Below are 12,701 nucleotides of genomic sequence, written 5' to 3'. Positions count from 1 at the left end.
CAGGAAATGTGTGTCCCTTACACTGCGCGGCCTTTCAACAGAGTGCCGCTTGCCACCTCAATTTGGCGCGGCGGCACGCGTTTCAAGATGAGTCCTTCCAGCTTTATTTGCCGTCGCGCGGCCTTGAAATTCGCGGCTGCGGCGCTATGCGCGGCCGCGGCATCTGCGGCGCATGCGCAGCCCGGCGGGCCGATCCGGCTCGCGCTGATCGAAAGCATGAGCGGGCCCTTCGCCAACACCGGCGAGGCGGTGTTCCGCAATCTGCTCTGGGCCGTGGAGCGTGTGAACGCGCGCGGAGGCGTCAAGCTGCCGGGCGGCGCGCGCTTCCTGCAGCTGGACCGCTATGACAGCAAAGGCCAGAACGAGGAGGCGCTGTCGGCGCTGCGCGCGGCAATCGACGACGGCGCGCGCATCGTGCTGCAGGGCAATTCGTCGGCCACGGCGGCAGCGCTGCTGGATGCGATCGAGAAGAACAACGAGCGCGACAGCTCCCGCCGCGTGCTCTTCCTCAACTACTCGGCGGTCGACCCGGTGCTCACCAACGAGCGCTGCAGCTTCTGGCACTTCCGCTTCGACGCCCACGCCGACATGCGCGTCACCGCGCTGATGGACGTGATGAAGAACGATGCCGCGCTCAAGCGCATCTACCTGATCGGCCAGGACTATAGCTTCGGCCAGGCGGTCCTGCGCGAGTCGAAGCGCCAGCTCGCCCAGCTGCGGCCCGACGTGCAGATCGTGGGCGAGGAACTGCATCCGATGGGCCGCGTGAAGGACTTCGCGCCCTACGCGAGCAAGATCCTCGCGAGCGGAGCGCAGGCCGTGGTCACGGGCAACTGGGGCAACGACCTCACGCTGCTGGTGAAGGCGGCGCGCGAGGCGGGCTTCAACGGCAGTTTCTACACCTTCTATGGCAATGCGCTCGGCGCCCCTGCGGCCATCGGCGATGCCGGCATCGGCCGGGTGGTCGCGGTCGCCGACTGGCTGCCCAATGTGCAGACGCGCGAGTCCGAGAGCTTCTACCGTGCATTCCGGGAGCGCTTCCCCAAGCCGGCCGACGACTACGTGCACATGCGGATGCAACTGCTCGTCGAGGCGCTGGCGCAGGCCCTCGAGCGAGCCGGCAGCGTCGACACCGTGGCGGTCGCCCGCGCGCTCGAGAAGGCCGAAGTCAGCCTGGCCGGCCAGAGCGGCCGCATGCGCGCCGCCGACCACCAGTTCCAGCAGGCCCTGGTCGTGGGCGTGATGGACCGGCAGGGCAGCCCGGGGGTGAAGTTCGACGTCGAGGGATCCGGTTACGGCTTCCGCGTGGTGCGCACCATCCCTGCCGAGCGTGCCGAGATGCCCACCAGTTGCAAGATGCAGCGTCCCTGAACAGCAAGGAAAGAACCCAAAGATGCGCGAAGCCATTCACAACCTCGAAGCTTCCAAGATCCGCGAGGTCGCCAATGCCGGCATGGGCCGCGCCGACGTGCTGGCCTTCTGGTTCGGCGAAGGCGACGAGGTGACGCCGGAACCGATCCGCCAGGCGGCCATCGAGTCGCTGCAACAAGGTGAAACCTTCTATGCCCACAATCTTGGGCTGCCCGAGTTGCGAGAGGCGGTGGCGCGATACATGAGCGGGCTGCATCCGGCCATCGATGCGGGGCGCATCGCCATCACTTCCGGCGGCGTGAGTGCCCTGATGCTGGCCGTGCAGGCCCTGGTCGACGCAGGGGACGAGGTCGTCGCGGTCACGCCGGTGTGGCCCAACCTGACGGCGCAGCCCGCGATCCTGGGTGCGCGCCTGCGCAGCGTGCCGCTGGTGCCGAGGGAGGGCGAGTGGACGTTGGACCTGGATGCGCTGCGCGCAGCCGTGACGTCCGCGACCAAGCTCCTGATTCTCAATGCGCCCAACAACCCGACCGGCTGGACCCTGACGCGCGCCGAGCAGCAGGCGATCCTCGACCATTGCAGGCAGACGGGCACCTGGATCCTGGCTGACGAGGTCTACGAGCGCCTCTACTACGAGGCAACGTCCAACGGATGCGCACCGAGCTTTCTCGACGTGGCGGCGCCGGATGACCGGCTGGTGGTGGTCCACAGCTTTTCCAAGAGCTTCCTCATGACCGGCTGGCGCCTCGGCTGGCTGGTGCTGCCGCCGGCGATGGTGGACGGCATGGGCAAGCTGATCGAGTTCAACACCTCCTGCACCAGCGTGTTCACCCAGCGCGCGGGCATCGCGGCGCTCGCGCACAGCGCGGAGATCACGCCGCGCGTGGTCGCGCATCTGAAGACCTGCCGCGACACGCTGGTGCCCTTGCTGGCCGCGCTCCCCGGCGTAAAGGTCGCGCCGGCGCGCGGCGGCATGTACGCCTTCTTCCGGCTGGAGGGCTTCGACGATTCCCTGGCGCTGGCAAAGCGCCTGGTCGCCGAGGCCGGGCTCGGCCTGGCACCCGGCAACGCCTTTGCGCCGCAGGCGCAGGGCTGGTTGCGCTGGTGCTTCGCGTCCCAGGACCCGCAGCGCCTGGTAAGGGGCGTGGAGCGGCTGCAGGGCTGGCTCTCAGCGCAGGCCCGGGCCTGATCGGGGGCGCCGATATATAATCCCAAGGCTTTGCATGCCGCAAGGCGCACGGCGAGTGCAGTTCCAGTGCCCGCCGCAAGTCAAACATCCCGGAACAGGAAATTCATCGAAATGATCGCAGCCTCCATCAAGGCCGAAGTTGTCAAGGACAACGCCCGCGCCGCCAACGACACCGGCAGCCCTGAAGTGCAAGTCGCACTGCTGACCGCCCGCATCAACGAACTCACTCCGCACTTCAAGACGCACGCCAAGGATCACCACGGTCGCCGCGGCCTGCTTCGCATGGTGAGCCGCCGCCGCAAGCTGCTGGACTATCTGAAGTCCAAGGACGCCGACCGTTACACCGCGCTGATCGCCAAGCTGGGTCTGCGCAAGTAAGCAGATTCGCATGAAGGAACGCCTGGGTTAGTCCGCTAGCTCAGGCGTTTTTTACTTCGCGAATCGAATCAGGAGTGCCGTACAGAGCGAAGCTGTGTCATTCCAATGGAGCTTTTTCTCCGAGCTTCCCTGGAATGGCATCGTGTTCTGAAAAGCGCCCCATCCCGCGGAACCTGCGATTGCCGCAGGCCGAACCGCCCACAAGAAACAGGAGCTAGACATGAGCCTCTTCAACAAAGTCACCAAGACCTTCCAGTGGGGCGACAAGACCGTTGTCCTCGAAACCGGTGAAATCGCCCGCCAGGCCAGTGGCGCTGTCCTGGTCGATATCGAGGGCACCGTGGTGCTGGCGACGGTGGTCGCCTCCAAGTCTGCCAAGCCGGGCCAGGACTTCTTCCCGCTGACCGTGGACTACATCGAGAAGACCTATGCAGCCGGCAAGATTCCCGGCAGCTTCTTCAAGCGCGAAGCCAAGCCCAGCGAACTGGAAACCCTGACCTCGCGCCTGATCGACCGCCCGATCCGTCCGCTGTTCCCCGAAGGCTTCCTGAACGAGGTGCATGTGGTCATCCACACGCTCTCGCTCAATCCTGAAGTCGATGCCGACATCGCCGCAATGATCGGCGTGAGCGCCGCACTCTCGATTTCCGGCATTCCCTTCAACGGCCCGATCGGCGCTGCGCGCGTGGGTTACGTCAACGGCCAGTACGTGCTCAATCCGGGCCAGACTGCCCGCAAGGAATCGCAGATGGACCTGGTCGTGGCCGGCACCGAAGCGGCCGTGCTGATGGTCGAGTCCGAAGCGCTGCAACTGAGCGAGGAAATCATGCTCGGCGGCGTCGTGTTCGGCCACGAGCAGGCCGGCGTTGCGATCAACGCGATCCACGAACTCGTGCGTGAAGCCGGCAAGCCCGTCTGGGACTGGCAGCCGCCGGCCGAGGACGAGGCCTTCGTGGCCAGGATCAAGGCCCTGGCCGAGGAAAAGCTGCGTGCCGCCTATCAGATCCGCAGCAAGCAAGCCCGCACGCAGGCTCTGCGCGAAGCCAACGCCAGCGTGATGGAGTCGCTCAAGGAAAGCGGCGAGGCTTTCGACACGGGCAAGGTCAGCGACCTGCTGTTCGCCATCGAATCGAAGATCGTGCGCAGCCAGATCCTGTCGGGCGAGCCGCGCATCGACGGCCGCGACACCCGCACCGTGCGACCCATCGAGATCCGCAACGGCGTGCTGCCGCGCACCCATGGCTCGGCGCTGTTCACGCGCGGCGAGACGCAGGCGCTCGTCGTGACGACCCTGGGCACCGAGCGCGACGCGCAGCGCATCGACGCCTTGGCCGGCGAGTACGAAGACCGCTTCCTGTTCCACTACAACATGCCTCCCTTCGCCACCGGCGAAGTGGGCCGCATGGGCTCGACCAAGCGTCGCGAAGTCGGCCACGGCCGCCTTGCCAAGCGCGCCCTCGTGGCGTGCCTGCCGACCAAGGAAGAGTTCCCTTACACCATCCGCGTGGTGTCCGAGATCACCGAGTCGAACGGCTCCTCGTCGATGGCTTCGGTCTGCGGGGGCTGCCTCGCGATGATGGACGCCGGCGTGCCGCTGAAGGCGCATGTGGCCGGCATCGCCATGGGCCTGATCAAGGAAGACAACCGCTTCGCGGTGTTGACCGACATCCTGGGCGACGAGGACCACCTTGGCGACATGGACTTCAAGGTGGCCGGCACGACCAACGGCATCACCGCGCTGCAGATGGACATCAAGATCCAGGGCATCACGAAGGAAATCATGCAGGTCGCCCTGGCCCAGGCCAAGGAAGCCCGCATGCACATCCTGGGCAAGATGCAGGAAGCGATGGGCGAGGCCAAGGCCGAGGTGTCCAGCTTCGCGCCGCGTCTGTTCACGATGAAGATCAACCCCGAGAAGATCCGCGACGTGATCGGCAAGGGTGGCTCGGTGATCCGCGCGCTGACCGAGGAGACCGGCACCCAGATCAACATCGACGAGGACGGCACGATCACCATCGCCTCCACCGATCCGGTCAAGGCGGAGGAGGCCAAGAAGCGCATCGAGCAGATCACGGCGGAAGTCGAGATCGGCAAGATCTACGAAGGACCGGTCACCAAGATCCTGGACTTCGGCGCGCTGATCAACCTGCTGCCCGGCAAGGACGGGCTTCTGCACATCAGCCAGATCGCCCATGAGCGCGTGGAGAAGGTGACCGACTACCTCAGCGAAGGCCAGATCGTGAAGGTCAAGGTGCTGGAGACGGACGACAAGGGCCGCGTCAAGCTGTCGATGAAGGCGCTGATCGAGCGTCCGGCCGGCATGGAGTTCAGCGAGCGCCCGCCGCGCGAGGAGCGCGGCGAGCGCGGTGAGCGCGGTGACCGGCGCGAGCGCGGCGATCGTCCGCCTCGCGGCGAGCGTGCACCGCGCATGGACAGTGGCGAGCCGGCAGGCGAGCAGGCCGTGGCCGTCGAGCAGGACTCGCGTCCGCAAGAGCCCACCGGCGGGGACCGCCAGGCTTGAGAGGCGAGGGCGGTGACATCGTTGCCGTCGTTCAATCCTGCGCTCGCCCGCGAGGGTGGGCGTTTCAGCCGAGAAAAGCATGAAAGCCATTGAAATCACTTCCTTCGGCGCACCCGAGGTGCTGCGCATGGCCGAGCGGCCTGCGCCGGCCGCCGGTACTGGCGAACTGCTGATCCGCGTGGCCGCCAGCGGCGTGAACCGGCCTGACGTGCTGCAGCGCACCGGCAACTATCCTGTGCCGCCGGGCGCGTCGGACCTGCCGGGCCTCGAGGTCGCCGGCGAGATCGTCTCGGGCGACGCCGCGGCCATGAAGGAGGCCGGCTTCGCGGTCGGCGATCGCGTGTGTGCGCTGGTCGCCGGCGGCGGCTATGCCGAGCTCTGCGTGGCGCCCGTGGCCCAGTGCCTGCCGGTGCCCAAGGGCTGGAGCGATGCCGAGGCTGCCTCGCTGCCGGAGACCTTCTTCACCGTGTGGAGCAACGTGTTCGACCGCGGCCGCTTGCAAAAGGGCGAGACCTTGCTGATCCAGGGCGGCACCAGCGGCATCGGCGTGACCGCGATCCAGCTCGGCAAGGCCTTTGGCGCCACCGTGATCGCAACTGCGGGCAGCGACGAGAAGTGCGAAGCCTGCAGAAAGCTCGGCGCCGATCATGCGATCAACTACAAAACCGCCGATTTCGCCGAAGAGGCGAAGCGCCTGACCGGCGGCAAGGGCGTCGATGTCATTCTCGACATGGTGGCCGGGGCCTATGTGCCGCGCGAAGTCGAATGCCTGGCCGAGGACGGCCGGCTGGTGATCATCGCGGTGCAGGGCGGCATCAAGAGCGAGTTCAACGCGGGCCTCGTGCTGCGTCGGCGGCTGACCATCACCGGTTCGACCCTGCGGCCGCGGCCAGTCGCATTCAAGGGCGCGATCGCCAGGTCCTTGCGCGAGAAGGTGTGGCCGCTGCTCGAGAGCGGCGCCGTCAAGCCCGTGATTCACAGCGTGTTCGCCGCGCAAGGCCAGCCTAGCGGTGCCGCCCAAGCTCACGTGCTGATGGAGTCCAACCAGCACATCGGCAAGATCGTGTTGACCTGGTAAACGACGACAAAGACATGACGACGAAGAAGAAACTCATCGCCGGCAACTGGAAGATGAACGGCAGCCTGGCTGCCAACGAATTGCTGGTGAAGGCGCTGCTGCAGGGCGTTGGCACCCCGGCCTGCGAGGTGGCGGTGTGCGTGCCTGCGCCATACCTCGCTCAGGTGCAGGCGCTGCTGGCCGGCTCCCCAATCGCGCTCGGCGCCCAGGACCTGTCGGCCCACCCGCAGGGCGCGTTCACCGGCGAACAATCCGCCGCGATGCTGAAGGACTTCGGCGTGCGCTACGCGATCGTGGGTCATTCGGAGCGCCGCCAGTACCACGGCGAGACGGATGAAGCGGTCGCGGCCAAGGCCGCTGCCGCGCTCGCCAACGGCATCACGCCGATCGTGTGCGTCGGCGAGACGCTGGCGCAGCGCGATGCGGGGCACACCGAAGAAGTCGTCAAGCGCCAGCTGGCCGCGGTCATCCATGTCAACGGCCATTGCATCAGCGAGATCGTGGTAGCTTACGAGCCGGTATGGGCCATCGGCACCGGCAAGACCGCGACGCCGGAGCAGGCACAGTCGGTGCACGCGCTGCTGCGCGCGCAACTGCACCATGCGGCAAACGAACATGCCGCGGCCATCCGCATCCTGTACGGCGGGAGCATGAACGCGGCCAACGCGCCCGAGCTGCTGGCCCAGCCCGACATCGACGGCGGTCTGATCGGCGGCGCATCCCTCAAGGCCCCCGACTTTTTGCAGATCATTGCTGCGGCGCGCTGAACAGGCGCTGCTTCGAACGAATTTAGGAGTTAGAACGAATGAACGTGGTCCTCAACATCCTCGTGGGCGTGCAGATGCTCACAGCGCTTGCGATGATCGGGCTGATCCTGATCCAGCACGGCAAGGGCGCCGACATGGGCGCCGCTTTCGGCAGCGGCAGCGCGGGCAGCCTGTTCGGTGCGAGCGGCAGCGCGAATTTCCTTTCGCGCACCACCGGCGTGCTGGCCGCAGTCTTCTTCGCGTGCACCCTGCTGCTGGCCTACTTCAGCCATGCGCGTCCGAGCGGCGGCGACAGCTTGCTCGAGCGGGCCGCGATCGGTACGCCTGCACCGGCACCGACACCGGCACCTGCGCCGGCCGCATCGGGTGCGGCGTCGCAGATTCCTGCGGGCAACGCGCCTGTCGCGCCGCCCGCTGGTACACCGGCGCCGGAGGCACCGCCTTCGGGCGCTGCGCAGATCCCGACCAAGTGAACCGGAGCCCTTTGGACCGCAGGGATCGCGACTGGAAGTTCCTCGTCGTTTTCAGTGCGCCTCCAAAAGAAAACGGCTCCGTTTCAGGGTAAACTCTAAAGCTGTCCGGAAAGCCAAAACCTCACAGGTTCCTCATGCCATCCGGACATGCAAACACCGCCGTCGTGGTGAAATTGGTAGACACGCTATCTTGAGGGGGTAGTGGCGAAAGCTGTGCGAGTTCGAGTCTCGCCGACGGCACCAAATCTCGCCGACAGGAGGCTTCATCTTCCTGTCGGCGTTAAGCGGTAAAAGACCCCGATGAACCTCGATTCCTACCTTCCCGTCCTGTTGTTCATTCTGGTCGGAGTCGGTGTCGGTGTAGCACCTCAGGTTCTCGGTTACATCCTCGGCCCCAATCGGCCGGACGCCCAAAAGAATTCGCCCTACGAATGCGGCTTCGAAGCCTTCGAAGACGCGCGCATGAAGTTCGACGTGCGCTATTACCTCGTGGCGATTCTCTTCATCCTTTTCGACCTCGAAATCGCCTTTCTCTTCCCGTGGGCGATCGCGCTCAAGCAGATCGGTCCGGTCGGCTTCTGGGCCATGATGATTTTTCTCGCCATCCTCGTCGTGGGCTTCGTCTACGAATGGAAAAAGGGTGCGCTCGATTGGGAATGACAAGGAACCACGATGGCCATTGAAGGCGTCATGAAAGAAGGCTTCGTCACCACCACCTACGACTCGGTGGTGAACTGGGCCAAGACGGGATCGCTCTGGCCGATGACCTTCGGCCTCGCCTGTTGCGCGGTGGAGATGATGCACGCGGGCGCCGCTCGCTACGACATCGACCGCTTCGGCATGCTGTTCCGTCCGAGCCCGCGCCAGTCCGATCTGATGATCGTGGCCGGCACACTGTGCAACAAGATGGCGCCGGCCCTGCGCAAGGTCTACGACCAGATGCCCGAGCCGCGCTGGGTGCTCTCGATGGGCTCGTGCGCCAACGGCGGCGGCTACTACCACTACAGCTACTCGGTCGTGCGCGGCTGCGACCGCATCGTGCCGGTCGATGTCTATGTGCCGGGCTGTCCGCCCACCGCGGAGGCCCTGTTGTACGGGATCATCCAGCTGCAGCAGAAGATCCGCCGCACCAACACGATCGCGCGTGCCTGAGAAACGAGAGACGATGACCGACTTTGCGATTTCTCCCGAGGCACTGCATGCCCAGATCACCGAGACGCTCGGCAACAAGGCCAAAAGCGTGACCGTCGCGCTCGGCGAAGTGACAGTGGTGGTTCCTGCTGCCGACTACCTCGAGGCCGCGCGGCTGTTGCGCGATGCGCCCGGCTGCAAGTTCGAGCAGTTGATCGACCTCTGCGGCATGGATTATTCCGACTACCGCGAAGGCGAGTGGGGAGGCGAGCGTTTCTGCGTGGTCTCTCACCTGCTGTCCGTGAGCCTCAACCAACGCGTGCGCCTGAAGGTCTTCGTGCCCAACGAGGACCTGCCCGTGGTGGATTCGCTGACCGGCATCTGGAATGCCGCGACCTGGTTCGAGCGCGAAGCCTTCGACCTCTACGGCATCGTGTTCGAAGGCCACAACGACCTGCGCCGCATCCTGACCGATTACGGCTTCATCGGCCATCCCTTCCGCAAGGACTTCCCGGTCTCCGGCCACGTCGAGATGCGCTACGACGCGGAGCAGAAGCGCGTGATTTACCAGCCGGTCTCGATCGAGCCGCGCGAGATCACCCCGCGCGTGATTCGCGAAGACAACTACGGCGGATTGCACTGAAACCGATATGGCCGACATCAAGAACTACACGCTCAACTTCGGACCCCAGCACCCTGCGGCACACGGCGTGTTGCGCCTGGTGCTCGAGCTCGACGGCGAGGTGATCCAGCGCGCCGATCCACACATCGGCCTGCTGCACCGCGCGACTGAAAAGCTCGCCGAGACCCGCACCTATATCCAGTCGCTGCCCTATATGGACCGGCTGGACTACGTCTCGATGATGAGCAACGAGCACGCCTACTGCCTCGCCATCGAGCGGCTGCTGGGCCTCGAGGTGCCGCTGCGCGCGCAGTACATCCGCGTCATGTTCGCCGAGATCACGCGCCTGCTGAACCACCTGTTGTGGCTGGGCGCGCACGGCCTGGACTGCGGTGCGATGAACATGCTCATCTACTGCTTCCGTGAGCGCGAGGACCTGTTCGACCTGTACGAGGCGGTGTCCGGTGCTCGCATGCACGCCGCCTACTTCCGCCCGGGCGGCGTCTACCGTGACCTGCCGGACGCGATGCCGCAGTACAAGGTCAGCAAGATCAAGAACGCCAAGGCGATCGAGAAGCTCAACGAGAACCGCCAGGGTTCGATGCTCGATTTCGTCGACGACTTCTGCAAGCGCTTCCCCAAGATGGTCGACGAGTACGAGACGCTGCTCACCGACAACCGCATCTGGAAGCAGCGCACCGTCGGCATCGGCGTCGTCACGCCCGAGCGCGCACTCAACCTGGGCTTCACCGGCCCGATGCTGCGCGGCTCCGGCGTCGAATGGGACCTGCGCAAGAAGCAGCCCTACGACGTCTACGACAAGATGAAATTCGACGTGCCGGTCGGCAAGACGGGCGACTGCTACGACCGCTACCTGGTACGTGTCGAGGAGATGCGCCAGGCCAACCTCATCATCCAGCAGTGCTCGGCCTGGCTGCGCACCAACCCCGGCCCGGTGATCACCGACAACCACAAGGTGGCAGCCCCCGCGCGCGAATCGATGAAGGCGAACATGGAGGAGCTGATCCACCACTTCAAGCTCTTCACCGAAGGTTTCCACGTGCCCGAAGGCGAGGCCTATGCGGCGGTCGAGCACCCCAAGGGCGAGTTCGGCATCTATCTCGTGAGCGACGGCGCCAACAAGCCCTACCGCCTGAAGATCCGTGCGCCCGGCTTCCCGCACCTGGCAGCGCTCGACGAGATGTCGCGCGGCCACATGATCGCCGATGCGGTCGCGGTGATCGGCACCATGGACATCGTCTTCGGCGAAATCGACAGGTGAGCGAACGAATGACTTCCGACACCACCCACAGCACCCAGGCGCCGCTGTCCGACGCCACCCTGGCGCTTTTCGCGCGCGAGGTCGCCAAGTACCCGCCCGCCGGCAAGCAGTCGGCCGTGATGGCCTGCCTCGCCATCGTGCAGAAGGAAGAGGGCTACGTCAGCATGCAGCGCGAGCGCGAGATCGCCGCCTACCTCGGCATGGCACCGATCGCGGTGCACGAGGTCACGACCTTCTACAACATGTACAACCAGCAGCCGGTGGGCAAGTTCAAGCTCAACGTCTGCACCAACCTGCCGTGCCAGCTGCGCGACGGCGCGGTCGCACTGGCGCACCTCGAGAAGAAGCTGGGCATCAAGATGGGCGAGACCACCGCCGACGGCATGTTCACCCTGCAGCAGAGCGAGTGCCTCGGCGCCTGCGCCGATTCGCCTGTGATGCTGGTCAACGACCTCACCATGTGCAGCTTCATGAGCAACGAGAAGCTCGACCAATTGGTCGACGGCCTGCGCGGTGCGAAGGCGGAGGGCACGCAATGATGACGCCCGAGCAAGTGCTCTCGCAGTTCCAGGCCACCGGCGTCCAGACCTGCTTCCACGATCGCCACATCCAGCCCCAGATCTACGCCGGCCTCGACGGCACCAACTGGCGTCTGGCGGACTACGAGGCGCGCGGGGGCTACAAGGCGCTGCGCAAGATCCTCGGCGAGGGCCTCACGCCCGAGCAGGTGATCGCAGAGGTCAAGGCCTCGGGCTTGCGCGGCCGCGGCGGCGCGGGCTTCCCGACCGGCCTGAAGTGGAGCTTCATGCCCCGCCAGTTCCCCGGGCAGAAGTACCTGGTCTGCAACTCGGACGAGGGCGAGCCCGGCACCTGCAAGGACCGCGACATCCTGCAGTTCAACCCGCACATCGTGATCGAGGGCATGGCCATCGCGGCCTACGCGATGGGCATCACCGTGGGCTACAACTACATCCACGGCGAGATCTTCCAGACCTACGAGCGTTTCGAAGAGGCGCTGGAAGAGGCGAGGGCGGCCGGCTTCCTCGGCGACAACATCCTGGGCAGCAGCTTCAGCTTCCAGCTGCATGCCTCGCACGGCTTCGGCGCCTATATCTGCGGCGAAGAGACGGCCCTGCTGGAATCGCTCGAAGGCAAGAAGGGCCAGCCGCGATTCAAGCCGCCGTTCCCGGCCAGCTTCGGCCTCTACGGCAAGCCGACCACCATCAACAACACGGAGACCTTCGCGGCGGTGCCGTGGATCATCGTGAACGGCGGCCCGGCGTATCTCGAGTGCGGCAAGCCGAACAACGGCGGCACCAAGATCTTCTCCGTGAGTGGCGACGTCGAGCTGCCCGGCAACTACGAAGTGCCGATGGGAACGCCTTTCTCGAAGCTGCTCGAACTCGCGGGCGGCGTGCGCAAGGGGCGCCAGCTCAAGGCCGTGATCCCCGGCGGCTCGTCGGCGCCGGTGCTGCCGGCCTCCATCATGATGGAGTGCACGATGGACTACGACTCCATCGCCAAGGCCGGCTCCATGCTGGGCTCCGGCGCGGTGATCGTGATGGACGACAGCCGCTCCATGGTCGAGTCGCTCAAGCGCCTCTCCTACTTCTACATGCACGAGTCCTGTGGCCAGTGCACCCCCTGCCGCGAAGGCACGGGCTGGCTGTGGCGCGTGGTGGACCGCATCCACAACGGCCATGGCAAGCCCAGCGACATGGACCTGCTGAACTCGGTGGCCGACAACATCCAGGGACGCACCATCTGTGCACTGGGCGACGCCGCCGCAATGCCGGTGCGAGCCATGATCAAGCACTTCCGGCACGAGTTCGAAGCCTTGATTCCCGGGTACGTGCCCACGGCACCGGTCAAGGCCTGAGCGAGAAAAC

At 65.6% G+C, this 12,701-nt stretch carries 13 protein-coding genes and 1 tRNA gene; all 14 read left to right on the top strand.

Annotated features, from left to right (window positions below; all coding sequences use genetic code 11):
• The first annotated feature begins 87 nt into the window (after positions 1-87).
• The 14 genes from ACMGEZ_RS08020 (at position 88) to nuoF (ending at position 12,691) form a co-directional block, all read left to right on the top strand.
• A complete protein-coding gene (locus ACMGEZ_RS08020) occupies positions 88-1,371 on the top strand; it encodes a branched-chain amino acid ABC transporter substrate-binding protein (protein ID WP_436821725.1) in 1,284 nt (427 codons plus the stop codon).
• Complete coding sequence (locus ACMGEZ_RS08015; RefSeq protein WP_436821724.1) at positions 1,331-2,560, top strand: pyridoxal phosphate-dependent aminotransferase; 1,230 nt, start codon at positions 1,331-1,333, stop codon at positions 2,558-2,560. Before ACMGEZ_RS08020 ends, ACMGEZ_RS08015 begins: the two co-directional genes overlap by 41 nt.
• 111 nt (positions 2,561-2,671) lie before the next feature.
• Positions 2,672-2,938, top strand: coding sequence for a 30S ribosomal protein S15 (rpsO, locus tag ACMGEZ_RS08010; protein ID WP_007837783.1), 267 nt, complete (start codon positions 2,672-2,674; stop codon positions 2,936-2,938).
• A 220-nt stretch (positions 2,939-3,158) separates the two neighbouring features.
• Positions 3,159-5,459 carry a polyribonucleotide nucleotidyltransferase gene (gene pnp / locus ACMGEZ_RS08005; RefSeq protein ID WP_436821723.1) on the top strand — a complete coding sequence of 767 codons (2,301 nt, stop codon included), beginning with the start codon at positions 3,159-3,161 and terminating at the stop codon, positions 5,457-5,459.
• A gap of 79 nt (positions 5,460-5,538) precedes the next feature.
• Positions 5,539-6,537 carry an NAD(P)H-quinone oxidoreductase gene (locus ACMGEZ_RS08000; protein ID WP_436821722.1) on the top strand — a complete coding sequence of 333 codons (999 nt, stop codon included), beginning with the start codon at positions 5,539-5,541 and terminating at the stop codon, positions 6,535-6,537.
• A gap of 14 nt (positions 6,538-6,551) precedes the next feature.
• Positions 6,552-7,304, top strand: coding sequence for a triose-phosphate isomerase (gene tpiA, locus ACMGEZ_RS07995; protein WP_436821721.1), 753 nt, complete (start codon positions 6,552-6,554; stop codon positions 7,302-7,304).
• A 38-nt stretch (positions 7,305-7,342) separates the two neighbouring features.
• Positions 7,343-7,777 carry a preprotein translocase subunit SecG gene (secG, locus tag ACMGEZ_RS07990; RefSeq protein WP_436821720.1) on the top strand — a complete coding sequence of 145 codons (435 nt, stop codon included), beginning with the start codon at positions 7,343-7,345 and terminating at the stop codon, positions 7,775-7,777.
• Positions 7,778-7,935: 158 nt separating this feature from the next.
• Positions 7,936-8,020: transfer RNA gene (locus ACMGEZ_RS07985), tRNA-Leu, on the top strand.
• Positions 8,021-8,077: 57 nt separating this feature from the next.
• On the top strand, positions 8,078-8,437 hold the full coding sequence (locus ACMGEZ_RS07980; protein WP_068678761.1) for an NADH-quinone oxidoreductase subunit A: 360 nt from the start codon (positions 8,078-8,080) through the stop codon (positions 8,435-8,437).
• Positions 8,438-8,449: 12 nt separating this feature from the next.
• A complete protein-coding gene (locus ACMGEZ_RS07975; protein ID WP_021008163.1) occupies positions 8,450-8,929 on the top strand; it encodes a NuoB/complex I 20 kDa subunit family protein in 480 nt (159 codons plus the stop codon).
• A gap of 13 nt (positions 8,930-8,942) precedes the next feature.
• Positions 8,943-9,551, top strand: coding sequence for an NADH-quinone oxidoreductase subunit C (locus tag ACMGEZ_RS07970; protein WP_436821719.1), 609 nt, complete (start codon positions 8,943-8,945; stop codon positions 9,549-9,551).
• 7 nt (positions 9,552-9,558) lie between these two features.
• On the top strand, positions 9,559-10,812 hold the full coding sequence (locus tag ACMGEZ_RS07965; RefSeq protein WP_436821718.1) for an NADH-quinone oxidoreductase subunit D: 1,254 nt from the start codon (positions 9,559-9,561) through the stop codon (positions 10,810-10,812).
• Positions 10,813-10,820: 8 nt separating this feature from the next.
• Positions 10,821-11,351: an NADH-quinone oxidoreductase subunit NuoE family protein gene (locus tag ACMGEZ_RS07960; protein ID WP_436821717.1), complete on the top strand. Its 531-nt coding sequence runs from the start codon at positions 10,821-10,823 to the stop codon at positions 11,349-11,351.
• Positions 11,348-12,691 carry an NADH-quinone oxidoreductase subunit NuoF gene (nuoF, locus tag ACMGEZ_RS07955; protein WP_436821716.1) on the top strand — a complete coding sequence of 448 codons (1,344 nt, stop codon included), beginning with the start codon at positions 11,348-11,350 and terminating at the stop codon, positions 12,689-12,691. The genes ACMGEZ_RS07960 and nuoF overlap by 4 nt, the downstream gene beginning before the upstream one ends.
• The last annotated feature ends 10 nt before the right edge of the window (positions 12,692-12,701 follow it).

This window comes from Variovorax stachyos, assembly GCF_051400855.1.
In the GTDB taxonomy this organism is placed as follows: Bacteria; Pseudomonadota; Gammaproteobacteria; order Burkholderiales; family Burkholderiaceae_C; genus Variovorax.
The sequence above is the reverse complement of the archived record's forward strand: the minus strand, read 5'-3'. Positions and strand labels throughout refer to the sequence as shown.